The sequence below is a fragment of the Streptococcus sp. SM5 genome, assembly GCF_027497975.1.
In genome coordinates this window covers 13,958-30,629 of record NZ_JAJNSC010000020.1, presented here as the reverse complement: position 1 = coordinate 30,629, position 16,672 = coordinate 13,958, and the positions used below count along the sequence as shown (strand labels likewise).

The 16,672-nt window shown below is 42.6% G+C and carries 11 protein-coding genes and 1 pseudogene; 11 read left to right on the top strand and 1 reads right to left on the bottom strand.

Annotated features, from left to right (window positions below; translation table 11 throughout):
• Positions 1-233 precede the first annotated feature (233 nt).
• The 11 genes from rpoB to PAN07_RS13350 all read left to right on the top strand — a co-directional run bounded on the left by rpoB (position 234) and on the right by PAN07_RS13350 (position 15,771).
• Positions 234-3,845 (top strand): DNA-directed RNA polymerase subunit beta, encoded by a 3,612-nt coding sequence (gene rpoB / locus PAN07_RS13400; protein WP_269798115.1) that lies wholly within the window; start codon positions 234-236, stop codon positions 3,843-3,845.
• Positions 3,846-3,877: 32 nt separating this feature from the next.
• The gene (rpoC, locus tag PAN07_RS13395) at positions 3,878-7,555 is read left to right on the top strand and encodes a DNA-directed RNA polymerase subunit beta' (protein ID WP_000228741.1); all 3,678 of its coding nucleotides are present in this window, start codon (positions 3,878-3,880) and stop codon (positions 7,553-7,555) included.
• Positions 7,556-7,663: 108 nt separating this feature from the next.
• Positions 7,664-8,086 (top strand): nucleoside-diphosphate kinase, encoded by a 423-nt coding sequence (gene ndk / locus PAN07_RS13390; RefSeq protein ID WP_269798114.1) that lies wholly within the window; start codon positions 7,664-7,666, stop codon positions 8,084-8,086.
• 129 nt (positions 8,087-8,215) lie between these two features.
• The gene (locus PAN07_RS13385; protein ID WP_000970273.1) at positions 8,216-8,848 is read left to right on the top strand and encodes a hypothetical protein; all 633 of its coding nucleotides are present in this window, start codon (positions 8,216-8,218) and stop codon (positions 8,846-8,848) included.
• A gap of 95 nt (positions 8,849-8,943) precedes the next feature.
• Positions 8,944-9,387, top strand: coding sequence for a tRNA (adenosine(37)-N6)-threonylcarbamoyltransferase complex ATPase subunit type 1 TsaE (tsaE, locus tag PAN07_RS13380; RefSeq protein ID WP_000288249.1), 444 nt, complete (start codon positions 8,944-8,946; stop codon positions 9,385-9,387).
• Positions 9,377-9,895, top strand: coding sequence for a GNAT family N-acetyltransferase (locus PAN07_RS13375; RefSeq protein ID WP_000455549.1), 519 nt, complete (start codon positions 9,377-9,379; stop codon positions 9,893-9,895). The genes tsaE and PAN07_RS13375 overlap by 11 nt, the downstream gene beginning before the upstream one ends.
• Positions 9,896-9,902: 7 nt before the next feature.
• Positions 9,903-10,940: an LCP family protein gene (locus PAN07_RS13370; RefSeq protein WP_269798113.1), complete on the top strand. Its 1,038-nt coding sequence runs from the start codon at positions 9,903-9,905 to the stop codon at positions 10,938-10,940.
• Between the two features lie 67 nt (positions 10,941-11,007).
• Entirely contained in the window at positions 11,008-12,264 is a 1,257-nt protein-coding gene (locus PAN07_RS13365; protein ID WP_084862807.1) for a competence/damage-inducible protein A, read from the top strand.
• 54 nt (positions 12,265-12,318) lie between these two features.
• Positions 12,319-13,473, top strand: a complete 1,155-nt coding sequence (gene recA / locus PAN07_RS13360; RefSeq protein ID WP_084862809.1) for a recombinase RecA — start codon at positions 12,319-12,321, stop codon at positions 13,471-13,473.
• Between the two features lie 114 nt (positions 13,474-13,587).
• On the top strand, positions 13,588-14,958 hold the full coding sequence (locus PAN07_RS13355) for an MATE family efflux transporter (RefSeq protein ID WP_269798112.1): 1,371 nt from the start codon (positions 13,588-13,590) through the stop codon (positions 14,956-14,958).
• 96 nt (positions 14,959-15,054) lie between these two features.
• Positions 15,055-15,771 (top strand): YebC/PmpR family DNA-binding transcriptional regulator, encoded by a 717-nt coding sequence (locus tag PAN07_RS13350; RefSeq protein WP_000532879.1) that lies wholly within the window; start codon positions 15,055-15,057, stop codon positions 15,769-15,771.
• 61 nt (positions 15,772-15,832) lie between these two features.
• Here the strand turns inward: PAN07_RS13350 and PAN07_RS13345 are convergent.
• Positions 15,833-16,467, bottom strand: a pseudogene (locus tag PAN07_RS13345) (DUF4190 domain-containing protein).
• Between the last annotated feature and the right edge of the window lie 205 nt (positions 16,468-16,672).

The following is a 16,672-nucleotide window of genomic DNA, read 5'->3' as shown; positions in this document are numbered from 1 at the left end:
GTTTTGTCTGAAATATTGTCCAGACAAGGCTCACAGCAGTTAAATCTTCTGAAAAAGTCAGATTTAGCTGCTCTTTTTGTGCTTTTTTTCAGGATTTCGCGTGTTTGTAACAAAGACTTAAAGATTCTGAAAATTCATCAAAAGGACACGGTGATAGGGGTTTTAAAAACCATATGACGATTAGAAAAGCCTGATTGACAAGGCTTGGAATTTATTTACAAAGGAGAATCATCTTGGCAGGACATGACGTTCAATACGGGAAACATCGTACCCGTCGTAGTTTTTCAAGAATCAAAGAAGTTCTTGACTTACCAAATTTGATTGAAATTCAAACTGACTCATTCAAAGATTTCCTAGACCATGGTCTTAAGGAAGTGTTTGAAGATGTATTGCCAATTTCAAACTTCACAGACACAATGGAGTTGGAATTTGTTGGATATGAAATCAAGGAACCAAAATATACGCTAGAAGAAGCTCGTATTCACGATGCTAGCTACTCAGCACCAATTTTTGTAACCTTCCGCTTGATCAATAAAGAAACAGGCGAAATCAAAACCCAAGAAGTTTTCTTTGGTGATTTCCCAATCATGACAGAAATGGGTACTTTCATCATCAATGGTGGTGAACGTATCATCGTATCTCAGTTGGTCCGCTCGCCGGGTGTTTACTTTAACGATAAAGTTGATAAAAACGGTAAAGTGGGCTACGGTTCAACTGTTATCCCTAACCGTGGAGCTTGGTTGGAACTTGAAAGTGACTCAAAAGATATCGCCTACACTCGTATCGACCGTACTCGTAAGATTCCATTTACGACATTGGTTCGTGCGCTTGGTTTCTCAGGTGATGATGAAATTTTTGATATCTTTGGTGATAGTGAATTGGTTCGCAACACTGTTGAAAAAGATATCCATAAGAACCCAATGGACTCTCGTACCGACGAAGCTTTGAAAGAAATTTACGAACGTCTTCGTCCAGGTGAGCCTAAGACTGCTGAAAGCTCACGTAGCTTGCTTGTAGCTCGTTTCTTTGACCCACGTCGTTATGACTTGGCAGCTGTCGGTCGTTACAAAATCAATAAAAAACTCAATGTTAAAACACGCTTGCTTAACCAAACTATTGCTGAGCCATTGGTAGACCCTGAAACAGGCGAAATCTTGGTAGAAGCTGGAACAGTCATGACTCGTAGCGTGATTGAAAGCATTGAAAGCCATTTGGATGGCGACTTGAACAAGATTGTTTACATTCCAAATGATGCAGCGGTTGTGACTGAGCCAGTTGTTCTTCAAAAATTCAAGGTTGTTGCTCCAACTGATCCAGACCGTGTTGTAACGATCATCGGTAATGCTAATCCAGATGACAAGGTTCGTATCGTCACTCCTGCAGATATCCTTGCTGAAATGAGCTACTTCCTCAATTTGGCTGAAGGACTTGGTCGTGTAGATGATATCGACCACCTTGGAAACCGTCGTATCCGTGCGGTTGGTGAATTGCTTGCCAACCAAGTACGTCTTGGACTTTCTCGTATGGAACGTAATGTCCGTGAACGTATGTCTGTTCAGGACAATGAAGTCTTGACACCACAACAAATTATCAACATCCGCCCTGTAACAGCTGCAGTTAAAGAATTCTTTGGTTCATCACAGTTGTCACAGTTCATGGACCAACACAACCCACTTTCTGAGTTGTCTCACAAACGCCGTTTGTCAGCCTTAGGGCCTGGTGGTTTGACACGTGACCGCGCTGGATATGAAGTACGTGACGTGCACTACACTCACTACGGCCGTATGTGTCCAATCGAGACACCTGAAGGACCTAACATCGGTTTGATCAATAACTTGTCATCTTATGGACACTTGAACAAATATGGTTTTGTTCAAACACCATACCGTAAGGTTGACCGTGAAACAGGTGTTGTCACAAACGAAATCGTTTGGTTGACAGCCGATGAAGAAGATGAATTTACTGTAGCACAGGCTAATTCTCGTCTGAATGAAGATGGAACATTTGCTGAGAAAGTTGTTATGGGACGTCACCAAGGGGTCAACCAAGAGTATCCAGCTAATGTTGTTGACTACATGGACGTATCACCAAAACAGGTAGTTGCCGTTGCGACAGCATGTATTCCTTTCTTGGAAAACGATGACTCCAACCGTGCCCTCATGGGAGCCAACATGCAACGTCAGGCTGTGCCATTGATTAATCCAAAAGCACCTTACGTTGGTACTGGTATGGAATACCAAGCAGCCCACGATTCAGGAGCTGCTGTGATTGCTCAGTACGACGGTAAAGTTACCTATGCAGATGCTGACAAGGTAGAAGTTCGTCGTGAAGATGGTTCATTGGATGTTTACCACATCCAAAAATTCCGTCGTTCAAACTCAGGTACTGCTTACAACCAACGCACTCTTGTAAAAGTTGGTGATGCCGTTGAAAAAGGCGATTTCATCGCTGACGGACCTTCTATGGAAAATGGAGAAATGGCGCTTGGACAAAACCCAATCGTTGCCTACATGACTTGGGAAGGTTACAACTTCGAGGATGCTGTTATCATGAGCGAACGCTTGGTGAAAGATGATGTCTACACATCTGTCCACCTTGAAGAATACGAATCAGAAACACGCGATACAAAGCTTGGGCCTGAAGAAATCACTCGCGAAATTCCAAACGTTGGTGAAGATGCCCTCAAAGACCTTGACGAAATGGGTATTATCCGTATCGGTGCTGAGGTTAAAGAAGGCGATATCCTTGTAGGTAAAGTAACACCTAAGGGGGAGAAAGACCTTTCAGCTGAAGAACGGCTCTTGCACGCTATCTTCGGAGATAAATCTCGTGAAGTGCGTGATACTTCTCTTCGTGTACCACACGGTGCCGATGGTGTCGTTCGTGATGTTAAAATCTTTACACGTGCAAATGGAGATGAGTTGCAATCAGGTGTCAACATGCTGGTTCGCGTCTACATCGCTCAAAAACGCAAGATCAAGGTCGGAGATAAGATGGCCGGACGTCACGGAAATAAAGGGGTTGTCTCTCGTATCGTTCCTGTAGAAGACATGCCTTACCTTCCAGATGGAACTCCAGTCGATATCATGTTGAACCCACTTGGGGTGCCATCACGTATGAATATCGGTCAGGTTATGGAGCTCCACCTTGGTATGGCTGCTCGTACTCTTGGTATTCACATCGCAACACCTGTCTTTGACGGAGCAAGTTCTGAAGACCTTTGGTCAACTGTTAAAGAAGCTGGTATGGATAGCGATGCCAAAACAATCCTTTACGATGGACGTACTGGGGAACCGTTTGATAACCGTGTTTCTGTCGGAGTCATGTACATGATCAAACTCCACCACATGGTTGATGATAAATTGCACGCTCGTTCAGTCGGACCTTACTCAACTGTTACCCAACAACCACTCGGAGGTAAAGCTCAGTTTGGTGGACAACGTTTCGGTGAGATGGAGGTTTGGGCTCTTGAAGCCTACGGTGCGTCAAATGTTCTTCAAGAAATCTTGACTTACAAGTCTGACGATATCAACGGACGTTTGAAAGCCTATGAAGCTATTACAAAAGGAAAACCAATTCCAAAACCAGGTGTTCCAGAATCCTTCCGAGTTCTTGTCAAAGAATTGCAATCTCTTGGTCTTGACATGCGTGTCCTAGACGAAGATGACCAAGAAGTGGAACTTCGCGACTTGGATGAAGGAATGGACGAAGATGTCATCCACGTAGATGACCTTGAAAAAGCCCGCGAAAAAGCAGCCCAAGAGGCTAAAGCAGCCTTTGAAGCTGAAGAAGCTGAGAAAGCAACAAAAGCGGAAGCAACAGAAGAAGCTGCTGAAGAAGAATAAGCAGTTCACTTAGAATAGAAAGGGAAGAAATAGTGGTTGATGTAAATCGTTTTAAAAGTATGCAAATCACCCTAGCTTCTCCAAGTAAAGTCCGTTCATGGTCTTATGGAGAAGTCAAAAAACCTGAAACAATCAATTACCGTACCTTGAAACCAGAACGTGAAGGACTTTTTGATGAAGTTATCTTTGGTCCTACAAAAGACTGGGAATGTGCTTGTGGTAAGTACAAACGCATTCGTTATAGAGGGATTGTTTGTGACCGCTGTGGGGTTGAAGTAACGCGTACGAAAGTTCGTCGTGAGCGTATGGGGCACATTGAGTTGAAAGCTCCTGTATCTCACATCTGGTACTTCAAGGGGATTCCAAGCCGTATGGGCTTGACCCTTGATATGAGCCCTCGTGCTCTCGAGGAAGTTATCTACTTTGCGGCTTATGTGGTGATTGATCCTAAGGATACACCACTTGAGCACAAGTCTATCATGACTGAGCGCGAATACCGTGAGCGCTTGCGTGAATATGGTTATGGATCATTCGTTGCCAAGATGGGTGCCGAAGCCATCCAAGACCTTTTAAAACAAGTAGATCTTGAAAAAGAAATTGCTGAACTCAAAGAAGAATTGAAAACAGCTACTGGACAAAAACGTGTCAAAGCTATCCGTCGTTTGGATGTTTTGGATGCCTTTTACAAGTCTGGAAACAAACCTGAATGGATGATTCTCAACATCCTTCCGGTTATTCCACCAGATCTTCGTCCAATGTTGCAGTTGGATGGTGGCCGTTTTGCCTCATCTGACTTGAATGACCTTTACCGCCGTGTTATCAACCGTAACAACCGTTTGGCTCGTTTGCTCGAGTTGAATGCACCAGGTATTATCGTTCAAAATGAGAAGCGTATGCTTCAAGAAGCGGTTGACGCTTTGATTGACAATGGTCGTCGTGGTCGTCCAATCACAGGACCAGGTAGCCGTCCACTGAAATCATTGAGCCACATGCTTAAAGGTAAACAAGGACGCTTCCGTCAAAACTTGCTCGGTAAACGTGTTGACTTCTCAGGACGTTCCGTTATCGCAGTTGGTCCAACTCTTAAGATGTACCAATGTGGTGTGCCACGTGAAATGGCTATCGAGCTCTTTAAACCATTCGTGATGCGTGAAATCGTTGCCCGTGATATCGTGCAAAACGTCAAAGCAGCTAAACGCTTGGTGGAACGCGGAGATGAGCGTATCTGGGATATTCTTGAAGAAGTGATCAAAGAACATCCAGTTCTTTTGAACCGCGCACCGACCCTTCACCGTTTGGGTATCCAAGCCTTCGAACCCGTCTTGATTGATGGTAAGGCACTTCGCTTGCACCCGCTTGTCTGTGAAGCCTACAATGCCGACTTTGACGGGGACCAAATGGCCATCCACGTACCGCTTTCAGAAGAAGCCCAAGCAGAAGCTCGTATCTTGATGCTAGCTGCTGAGCACATCTTGAACCCGAAAGATGGTAAACCAGTTGTTACTCCATCTCAGGACATGGTTTTGGGTAACTACTACTTGACTATGGAAGAAGCTGGTCGTGAAGGTGAAGGAATGGTCTTCAAAGACCGTGACGAAGCGGTTATGGCTTACCGTAATGGTTATGTTCACCTTCACTCACGTGTTGGTATCGCAACAGACAGCCTCAACAAGCCTTGGACAGAAGAGCAAAAACACAAGGTCTTGCTTACAACAGTTGGTAAAATCCTCTTCAACGACATCATGCCAGAGGGTCTACCATACTTGCAAGAACCAAACAATGCCAACTTAACAGAAGGTGTCCCAGCTAAATACTTCTTGCCACTTGGTGGAGATATCAAGGAAGCAATCAGCAAACTTGAACTCAACCCTCCATTCAAGAAGAAAAATCTTGGAAATATCATTGCTGAAATCTTCAAACGTTTCCGTACGACAGAAACTTCTGCCCTACTTGACCGTATGAAGAACCTCGGTTACCACCACTCAACTCTTGCAGGATTGACAGTGGGTATTGCCGATATCCCAGTCGTTGATGACAAGGCTGAAATCATTGAAGAATCACACAAACGTGTAGAACAAATCACAAAACAATTCCGTCGTGGTATGATCACAGACGACGAGCGTTACAATGCTGTTACAGCTGAATGGCGTGCTGCCCGTGAAAAACTAGAGAAACGTTTGATTGCCAACCAAGATCCTAAGAACCCAATCGTTATGATGATGGACTCTGGAGCCCGTGGTAATATCTCAAACTTCTCACAGCTTGCCGGTATGCGTGGTCTGATGGCAGCTCCGAACGGACGTATCATGGAATTGCCAATCCTTTCAAACTTCCGTGAAGGTTTGTCAGTACTCGAAATGTTCTTCTCAACTCACGGTGCCCGTAAAGGTATGACCGATACGGCCCTTAAGACAGCCGACTCAGGTTACTTGACTCGTCGTTTGGTTGACGTTGCCCAAGACGTTATCATCCGTGAGGACGACTGTGGAACAGATCGTGGTCTCTTGATCCGCTCTATCGCAGAAGGAAAAGAGATGATCGAATCACTCGAAGAGCGTCTCAATGGTCGTTACACTAAGAAAACTGTTAAACATCCAGAAACTGGTGCAGTGATCATTGGTCCAAATGAGTTGATTACAGAAGACAAGGCGCGTGAAATTGTCAACGCTGGTGTGGAAGAAGTGACTATCCGCTCTGTATTTACATGTAACACTCGTCATGGTGTCTGCCGTCATTGTTACGGTATCAACTTAGCGACTGGTGATGCGGTTGAAGTTGGTGAAGCAGTTGGTACAATCGCTGCCCAATCTATCGGGGAACCTGGTACACAGCTTACAATGCGTACCTTCCACACGGGTGGGGTTGCCTCAAATACCGATATCACTCAGGGTCTTCCTCGTGTTCAAGAAATCTTTGAAGCCCGCAATCCTAAAGGGGAAGCGGTTATCACAGAGGTTAAAGGACAAGTTACTGCTATCGAAGAAGATGCATCAACTCGTACTAAGAAAGTCTTTGTTAAGGGTGAAACTGGCGAAGGTGAATACGTCGTTCCATTTACAGCTCGTATGCGTGTTGAAGTTGGGGACCAAGTAGCGCGTGGTGCTGCTCTTACAGAAGGTTCTATCCAACCAAAACGTCTCCTTGCAGTCCGTGATGTCTTGTCAGTTGAAACTTATCTTCTCGGCGAAGTACAAAAAGTTTACCGTAGCCAAGGGGTAGAAATCGGTGACAAACACATCGAGGTAATGGTTCGTCAAATGATCCGTAAAGTTCGTGTCATGGATCCAGGTGACACAGATCTTCTCATGGGTACCCTCATGGATATCAATGACTTTACAGATGCCAACAAAGATGTTCTTATCGCAGGTGGAGTTCCAGCGACAGGTCGCCCAGTTCTTATGGGAATTACCAAAGCCTCACTTGAAACAAACAGTTTCTTGTCAGCGGCTTCCTTCCAGGAAACAACTCGTGTCCTTACTGACGCAGCTATCCGTGGTAAGAAAGACCATCTCCTTGGACTTAAAGAAAATGTTATCATCGGTAAGATCATCCCAGCAGGTACTGGTATGGCTCGTTACCGTAACCTTGAACCACATGCTGTCAACGAAGAAGAATACCTTAACCCTCCAGTAGAGGAAGAAGGAAATGAAGAAACAACAGAAGTAGTTGTGGATACTGCCGTTGAAACTGTGGAAGAAACAGTAGAATAAGAGAGAATGAGAGAACCCTCGGGTTCTCTTTCTCTTTTCTGAAAATTTTCTCCATATTTCCATGCAATGTGGTAAAATAAAAGAAAGAAGCTGACAAAGGAGACGGGTATGGAACAAACATTTTTTATCATTAAACCAGACGGTGTAAAAAGAGGATTAGTGGGTGAGGTGTTGAAACGCATTGAACAACGTGGATTTACAATCGAAAAATTGGAGTTGCGTTCACAGGTTTCAGAAGAGTTGATTGACCAGCACTATCAGGACTTGGTTGGTCAAAGTTTTTACACACCGATTCGTGAATTTATGACTTCAGGACCGGTTCTTGTAGGTATAATTTCTGGTCCCAAAGTAATTGAAACTTGGCGGACCATGATGGGTGCTACTCGTCCAGAAGAAGCTTTACCAGGAACTATTCGAGGTGATTTTGCAAAAGCTGCTGGAGAAAACCAAGCTATTCAAAATGTTGTGCATGGTTCAGATTCAGAAGAGTCAGCTAAGCGAGAAATTGCACTTTGGTTTGAAGAGAAATAGTAAAAGTTTGATGTAAGGGTTACTTGCATCAAATTTTTTTGCATTTTAGAGTAGAAAACTGACAGTTGAGAAATATTCTAGCAAGGGTGAGGCTTTCTAGCATATAATAAGAGCAAGTATGGAGGAAGAATGATGGAAAAAATGAAAAAGCAAATTCGAGTTTTGTTATTGCTGACAGTTTTTGGTCTTAGCAGCTGTTCTTGTTTAAGTTTATCTACTTGGGCCTTGATGTTAAATCAAAACTGCTTCTATTATTTAGTTGGCATGTTGCTTCTTGCCAGTATTGGTGCAGGGCTAAACTATTATAGAGGGCAGGGAAATCAACATTATTCAGTTTTTAAGGAAGATAAGCAACAATTCTTGTATAGTCTCTTGCTCTTAGTAAATATTTTGGGTTTAGCTTTAATTGTCATAGAACATATCCTTGCAGGAAATACATCCGTAGAAGGATTTGTGGAAGCCTTTCTACCGAGTTTCTTTTTCTTATTTGGGATTGATTTGTTAGTTTTTCTGCCGATTCAGAAGTATGTAAATGGAGTGAAAAAGTTTTTGGGAAAGAAGGAAATCTGTTTTATTAGTGGACTAGCTATTCTAATCTTTCTCAGAAATCCTTGGATGCTATTGTCCATGACCTTTTATATTGCCTTGGGGATGCTATTTCTAGGACTGTTGGTGCCAAAAGTCATTCGCTGGGAAGTTTCATTTTACAGTCATTTGATGAGAGATATCTTGTTAGTTGTCTTCTTACTGTTTCTATTTTAAGAACAAAAAAAGAGATAGTTCTAGTTTTACAATTTATAATATGGAATTCATAGATAATACCTAGACAAAGGACAACTTTTTGGTATAATAGAAACATGTACACTAAAAACGAAGAAGAGTTACAGTCCTTAGGTGAACGTTTGGGCTATTTATTAGAAAAGAATGATGTCTTAATTTTAACTGGTGAACTTGGAGCAGGCAAAACGACATTTACAAAAGGTCTTGCTAAAGGATTACATATTTCTCAGATGATTAAGAGTCCAACCTACACTATCGTAAGAGAGTATGAAGGTCGTCTTCCACTTTACCACCTAGATGTTTATCGTATAGAGGGGGATGCTGATTCTATTGATTTAGATGAGTTTCTCTTTGGTGGTGGGGTAACTGTCATCGAGTGGGGGCATCTTTTAGGTGATGCCTTGCCAGATACTTATTTAGAATTGGAAATTCTAAAAGAAGAAGAGGGTCGCAGACTGAATTTTCAAGCAAAAGGTTTGCGTGCAGAAAAGCTTTTAGAGGAGCTTCAACATGGAGTATGAGTTGCTCATTAGGGAAGCAGAAGTTGAAGATGCGGCTGAATTAGTATCATTTTTAAATCGTGTCAGTGTAGAAACAGATTTTACCAGTCTGGACAGGAATGGCATTTTGATGACAGATACTGAGATGGAGTTGTTTTTGGATAAACAGGCTCACTCTGAAAATCAAATCACTTTACTGGCCTTGCTGAATGATGAAATTGCTGGTCTTGTGAATATCACAGCTGATCAACGCAAGAGAGTTCGTCATATTGGAGATCTCTTTATTGTGATTGGTCAGAAGTATTGGAATAATGGACTGGGGAGTTTGTTACTTGAAGAAGTCGTAGAATGGGCACAGGCTAGTGGCATTCTTCGTCGACTTCAACTAACTGTCCAAACTCGCAATCAGGGTGCAGTTCATTTATATCAACAGCATGGCTTTGTAATTGAAGGTAGACAAGAGCGCGGTGCGTACATAGAAGAAGGGAAATTTATAGATGTTTACCTGATGGGTAGACTGATAGATTGATAGAAATATGGTTAAAAAAATTATTGGAATGGTGCTAGCTTTTCTAGCTGTGACAGTTTTAGGTGTGGGTGTTTTTGCTTATACTATTTATCAGCAAGGTACAGAAACCTTATCAAAAACCTATAAAAAGATTGGGGAAGAAACCAATGTTATTGAGGCTACTGAACCCTTAACGATCCTTTTAATGGGGGTTGATACTGGAAACGAAGAACGAACGGACCCTTGGGAGGGAAATAGTGATTCCATGATTCTTTTGACAGTTAATCCGCACACGAAAAAGACCATGATGTTGAGTTTGGAACGTGATATCCTGACTAAAATTCAGCATAAAGATGGTAGTATTGAAGAAGCGAAACTGAATGCCGCCTATGCGGGTGGAGGTGCAGAATTAGCTATCTCAACCATTCAGAAGATGATGAACATCCATATTGACCGCTATATTATGGTCAATATGCACGGATTACAACAATTAGTCGATGCAGTGGGTGGTATAACTGTCAATAACACGCTGGGCTTCCCGATTTCTATTAGTGACCAAGAGGAATTTAATACTATTTCTATTGGTGTTGGACAACAGACTTTAAATGGTGAGGAAGCGCTTGTTTATTCTCGTATGCGTTATCAAGATCCTGAAGGAGACTATGGTCGTCAAAAACGTCAGCGTGAAGTCATTCAAAAAATTGTTGAGAAGGTCTTGAGTCTGAACAGTGTGAGTCATTATCAAGGGATTTTAAAAGCTTTGACTGACAATATGCAAACAAACGTTGATTTGTCAGCGAAAAGTATTCCACAATTACTTGGTTATCAAGATTCCTTCAAGAATATTGAAACATATCAATTGCGAGGAGAAGATGCTGAACTGCAGGGCATTTCTTACCAGATTGTTACAACTGAGCATATGTTAGAAATGCAAAATCTCTTACGTCGTTCACTAGGTAAAGAGGAAGTAACTGAAGTAGAAACCAATGCTGTGTTATACGAAGCAGCTCTTGGAAGAACTGCTACACCAACGAATGCTTCAAGTGTAGAAATAGAACAAAATTAATAATGAAATCGTGGGAAATTTCCTGCGATTTTTTCAAAAAAGTACGAATAGATAGGTAGGAGGAAACATGAAAGCAGAAATCATTGCTGTTGGAACAGAGATTTTGACAGGACAGATTGTCAATACCAATGCTCAGTTTTTATCGGAAAAACTAGCAGAGATTGGGGTAGATGTTTATTTTCAGACGGCTGTAGGAGACAATGAAGCTCGTCTCTTGTCTTTGCTTGAGATTGCCAGTCAACGTAGCAGTCTGGTGATTTTGACAGGTGGTTTAGGGCCAACCGAGGACGATTTGACCAAGCAAACGTTGGCTAAATTTTTAGGAAAAGAATTAGTTTTTGATCCTCAGGCACAGGAGAAGTTGGATGTCTTTTTTGCCCAGAGACCAGACTATGCCCGAACACCGAATAATGAAAGACAAGCTCAAATTGTAGAAGGAGCGACTCCACTGCCAAACGAAACAGGATTGGCTGTTGGAGGAATCTTAGAAGTTGATGGAGTGACCTACGTCGTTCTTCCTGGTCCACCAAGTGAATTGAAACCCATGGTCTTAAACCAACTTCTACCCAAGTTGATGACAGGGAGCAAGCTGTATTCCCGAGTTCTTCGTTTCTTTGGAATTGGCGAAAGTCAGCTAGTGACCATTTTGGCTGATTTGATTGACAATCAAACAGATCCGACCTTAGCGCCTTATGCCAAGACAGGAGAAGTCACTCTGCGTTTGTCAATAAAGGCTAGCAGACAAGAAGAGGCGACTCAAGCGCTGGATATCTTGGAAAATCAAATCTTAGGTCGCCAGACCTTTGAAGGCCTTTCTTTACGAGACCTTTGTTATGGTTATGGGGAAGAAACTAGTTTAGCTAGCATTGTGGTAGAAGAACTGAAAAGGCAGGGGAAAACCATCACGGCTGCTGAGAGTTTGACGGCTGGTCTTTTCCAAGCTAAGGTAGCGGATTTTTCGGGTGCTTCAAGTATATTTAAGGGTGGTTTTGTAACCTATAGCTTGGAGGAAAAATCAAAGATGTTGGATATTCCTGTCAAGGATTTGGAAGAACAGGGTGTGGTGTCTGAATATACAGCTCAGAAGATGGCTGAACAGGTACGAAGCAAGACCCAGTCAGATTTTGGCATTAGCTTGACTGGAGTGGCAGGACCAGATAGCCTAGAAGGGCACCCAGCTGGGACAGTCTTTATAGGCTTGGCACAGGAGCATGGAACTGAGGTCATCAAGGTCAATATTGGAGGCAGAAGTCGAGCAGATGTACGCCACATTGCGGTTATGCATGCCTTTAACCAAGTTCGCAAGGCTTTATTAAGTGACTAACTTTTGATATAATAGTAGATAGGTCTAAGGACCATTAGAATGTAGGAGAATAGAATGGCGAAAAAACCAAAAAAATTAGATGAAATTTCAAAAAAATTCGGGGCAGAACGTGAAAAAGCCTTGAATGACGCTCTTAAATTGATTGAGAAAGACTTTGGTAAGGGTTCAATCATGCGTTTGGGTGAACGTGCAGAGCAAAAGGTGCAAGTGATGAGCTCAGGTTCTTTGGCTCTTGACATTGCCCTTGGTTCAGGTGGTTATCCTAAGGGACGTATCATTGAAATTTATGGACCAGAGTCATCTGGTAAGACAACAGTTGCCCTTCATGCAGTTGCGCAAGCGCAAAAAGAAGGTGGGATTGCAGCCTTTATCGATGCGGAGCATGCCCTTGATCCAGCTTATGCTGCTGCTCTTGGGGTCAACATTGATGAGTTGCTCTTGTCTCAACCAGACTCAGGAGAGCAAGGTCTTGAAATTGCAGGAAAATTGATTGACTCAGGTGCTGTGGACCTTGTCGTAGTTGACTCCGTTGCGGCTCTTGTCCCTCGTGCGGAAATTGATGGAGATATCGGAGACAGCCACGTTGGTTTGCAGGCTCGTATGATGAGCCAGGCTATGCGTAAACTTGGTGCTTCTATCAATAAAACCAAAACAATTGCCATCTTTATCAACCAATTGCGTGAAAAAGTTGGGGTTATGTTTGGAAATCCAGAAACAACTCCTGGTGGACGTGCTCTGAAATTCTACGCATCAGTCCGTTTGGATGTTCGTGGAAGCACACAAATCAAGGGAACTGGTGACCAAAAAGACACCAATGTCGGTAAAGAAACTAAGATCAAGGTCGTGAAAAACAAGGTGGCTCCACCATTTAAGGAAGCCTTCGTTGAAATCATGTACGGAGAAGGGATTTCTAAGACTGGTGAGCTTTTGAAGATCGCAAGCGATTTGGATATCATCAAAAAAGCAGGAGCTTGGTACTCTTACAAGGATGAGAAAATCGGGCAAGGTTCTGAAAATGCTAAGAAATACTTGGCAGAAAACCCAGAAGTCTTTGATGAGATTGACCATCAAGTCCGTGTTCAATTTGGTTTGATTGATGGAGAAGAAGCTGCTGAAAGCAAAAAAGATGAAGCAGTTCAAGCAGATTCTGTGAATGAAGAAGTAACTCTTGACCTAGGCGATGAGCTTGAAATCGAAATTGAAGAATAAGCTGTCAAAGTAGTGGAGGAATCCACTGCTTTTTCGATTATTTGTTAAATATTTCAGATTGCCTATAGTTTGCTGTTTCTTGTCGCTCCTCTATAAAGCTGATATAATAGCCTTATGAATAAAAAACGAACAGTGGACCTGATTCATGGTCCGATTCTTCCCTCGCTCTTAAGCTTCGCTTTTCCGATCTTGCTATCCAATATTTTTCAACAGCTCTATAACACTGCTGATGTCTTGATTGTTGGGCGTTTCCTTGGTCAAGATTCCTTGGCTGCAGTAGGGGCGACAACTGCCATTTTTGATCTGATTATAGGCTTTACACTTGGTGTCGGAAATGGTATGGGGATTGTCATTGCCCGCTATTATGGGGCTCGGAATTTTACTAAAATCAAGGAAGCGGTAGCGGCCACCTGGATTTTAGGTGCAATTTTGAGTGTTGTAGTGATGCTACTGGGCTTTCTTGGTTTGTATCCTCTCTTGCAATACCTAGATACTCCTGCTGAAATCCTCCCCCAGTCCTATCAATATATTTCTATGATTGTGACTTGTGTTGGTGTCAGCTTTGCCTATAACCTCTTTGCAGGTTTGTTGCGGTCTATTGGGGACAGTCTAGCAGCCCTTGGTTTTCTGATTTTTTCTGCCTTGGTCAATGTAGCTCTGGATCTCTATTTTATTACGCAACTGCATCTGGGAGTTCAATCTGCGGGCCTTGCTACCATCATTTCGCAAGGCTTATCAGTTGTTCTCTGCTTTTATTATATCCGTAAGAGTGTGCCAGAACTTTTGCCTCAACTCAAGCATTTCAAATGGGACAAGGCCTTATACGCCGATCTCTTGGAGCAAGGTTTGGCTATGGGTTTGATGAGTTCGATTGTGTCCATCGGTAGTGTGATTTTACAGTCTTCTGTTAATACCTTTGGTGCCGTGATTATTAGTGCCCAGACGGCGGCTCGACGCATTATGGCCTTCGCCCTTCTTCCTATGACTGCTATTTCTGCGTCAATGACGACCTTTGCTTCTCAGAATCTTGGTGCCAAGCGACCAGACCGCATTGTTCAAGGCCTTCGAATCGGCAGTCGTCTAAGTATGTCCTGGGCAGTGTTTGTTTGTGCCTTCCTCTTTTTTGCCAGTCCTGCCTTGGTTTCCTTCTTGGCCAGTTCAACGGATGGCTACTTGGTAGAAAATGGTAGTCTCTACTTGCAAATCAGCTCAGCCTTTTATCCTATTTTGAGCCTCTTGTTGATTTATCGCAATTGCTTGCAGGGCTTGGGGCAAAAAGTCCTTCCTCTGGTTTCTAGCTTTATCGAACTAATCGGGAAAATCGCTTTTGTTGTTTTGATTATACCTTGGGCAGGTTATAAGGGAGTTATCCTTTGCGAACCCTTAATCTGGGTTGCCATGACCATTCAACTGTATTTCTCACTGTTTCGTCACCCCCTGATAAAAGAAGGCAAGGCCATCTTGGCAACAAAAGTGTCATCCTAGTTGGATTTGCTGAATAAAATCCATTTCCTCTAGTGAAAATCGAAAAAACTTGTGTTATAATAAGAAAGATTAAAATGTGAAAAAAGGAGATTCCTAATGGGACGTAAATGGGCCAATATCGTAGCCAAGAAAACGGCTAAAGATGGAGCTAACTCTAAGGTATATGCAAAATTTGGTGTAGAAATCTATGTAGCAGCTAAAAAAGGTGATCCAGATCCAGAATCAAACTCAGCTTTGAAATTCGTTATCGACCGTGCTAAACAAGCCCAAGTGCCAAAACACGTTATCGATAAAGCGATTGATAAAGCAAAAGGAAACACAGATGAAACCTTTACAGAAGGACGTTACGAAGGTTTTGGACCAAATGGTTCTATGCTGATTGTTGATACTTTGACTTCAAATGTCAACCGTACAGCGGCCAACGTCCGTGCAGCCTTTGGTAAAAACGGCGGAAACATGGGCGCTTCAGGTTCGGTTTCATACCTCTTCGATAACAAGGGTGTTATCGTATTTGCAGGTGAAGATGCCGATGCAGTCTTTGAGCAATTGCTTGAAGCAGATGTTGATGTGGATGATGTAGAAGCAGAAGAAGGAACAATCACTGTTTACACAGCTCCAACAGACCTTCACAAGGCTATTGTTGCCCTTCGTGAGTCAGGTGTCGAAGAATTCCAAGTGACAGAATTGGAAATGATTCCTCAGTCAGAAGTAGAATTGTCAGGGGATGACCTTGAAACCTTTGAAAAACTTTACAGCGTTCTTGAGGACGACGAAGACGTACAAAAGATCTACACAAACGTAGATGGATTCTAATAGAAAAACGAACAGTTTTACTAGCTGTTCGTTTTTTTGATATTTGAACTTAGACTCAGGTTTAAGAATCGTTTTGTTGCTTGCTTTTTTCTAGACCTAGACGACTGCATGTTTTTGGACGAGCAAGAGCTGTCCATTGTCCTGTTTTGCAAAAGTTAAGGTAACAGTCTTAGTCTTGTCTCCAATAGAGATATAGGTGATTTTTTTCGTATTGTAACCCCCAAGAGTGAAGTCAAACTCGGAATCTGGCTTTCCGTGTTTGTAGATAATATCCTCGTAGTTGGTACCACCTTTTCCTTTGTTGTCAAGGTCGCCTTCGATTAAGGCGTCGAACTGTTCTTGGGTCCAGACGAAGGTATCGTCTGTCAAGCCGCTTTTTTCTTCGCGTTCCATTGAGGCACTCGTATCCATGTAGGAACGGTTAAACTCCTTGGCATACTCTTTGTAGACATCAGCGTATAGTGCCTGACTCGTAAAGAAAAGTACAACAGAGGCAACTGCCAGGGATGTTCCGATAATAGCCATTGTTTTCCGTTTTTTGAGGTTGACGATAAGGCCGATAATCCCCAAGATAAATGCGACGATGCCGATGAACAACGATGGATAGTTAATAAACGGGATCCAGGATCCTAAAAGTGCGATGGCTCCAAAAATGGTTGCTAAGATTCCTAAAACTCTTTCTTCTTCTGGTTTCATTTGAAAGTTTTCTCCCTTCATTGAGTGAATGGATTTCTATCCACAGTAGTTAGCGCTTATTATATAAAAGATATTGCCTAATGTCAATTTAAACTAAGATAGTTCTCATGAAAACTTTTTTCTTGACATCTTTTCTGAAAATGGTAAAATAGTTCTCATGAAAACTTATTTAGTTCCTAGGAGAACTAAATACAAGGGTTAGAAA

Bases quoted from the DNA above. Each gene is read 5' to 3' on its own strand.
- PAN07_RS13350 (WP_000532879.1), top strand. From the start codon at position 15,055: ATGGGACGTAAATGGGCCAATATCGTAGCCAAGAAAACGGCTAAAGAT.
- PAN07_RS13355 (WP_269798112.1), top strand. From the start codon at position 13,588: ATGAATAAAAAACGAACAGTGGACCTGATTCATGGTCCGATTCTTCCC.
- PAN07_RS13385 (WP_000970273.1), top strand. From the start codon at position 8,216: ATGATGGAAAAAATGAAAAAGCAAATTCGAGTTTTGTTATTGCTGACA.
- PAN07_RS13365 (WP_084862807.1), top strand. From the start codon at position 11,008: ATGAAAGCAGAAATCATTGCTGTTGGAACAGAGATTTTGACAGGACAG.
- tsaE (WP_000288249.1), top strand. From the start codon at position 8,944: ATGTACACTAAAAACGAAGAAGAGTTACAGTCCTTAGGTGAACGTTTG.
- recA (WP_084862809.1), top strand. From the start codon at position 12,319: ATGGCGAAAAAACCAAAAAAATTAGATGAAATTTCAAAAAAATTCGGG.
- ndk (WP_269798114.1), top strand. From the start codon at position 7,664: ATGGAACAAACATTTTTTATCATTAAACCAGACGGTGTAAAAAGAGGA.
- PAN07_RS13370 (WP_269798113.1), top strand. From the start codon at position 9,903: ATGGTTAAAAAAATTATTGGAATGGTGCTAGCTTTTCTAGCTGTGACA.
- PAN07_RS13375 (WP_000455549.1), top strand. From the start codon at position 9,377: ATGGAGTATGAGTTGCTCATTAGGGAAGCAGAAGTTGAAGATGCGGCT.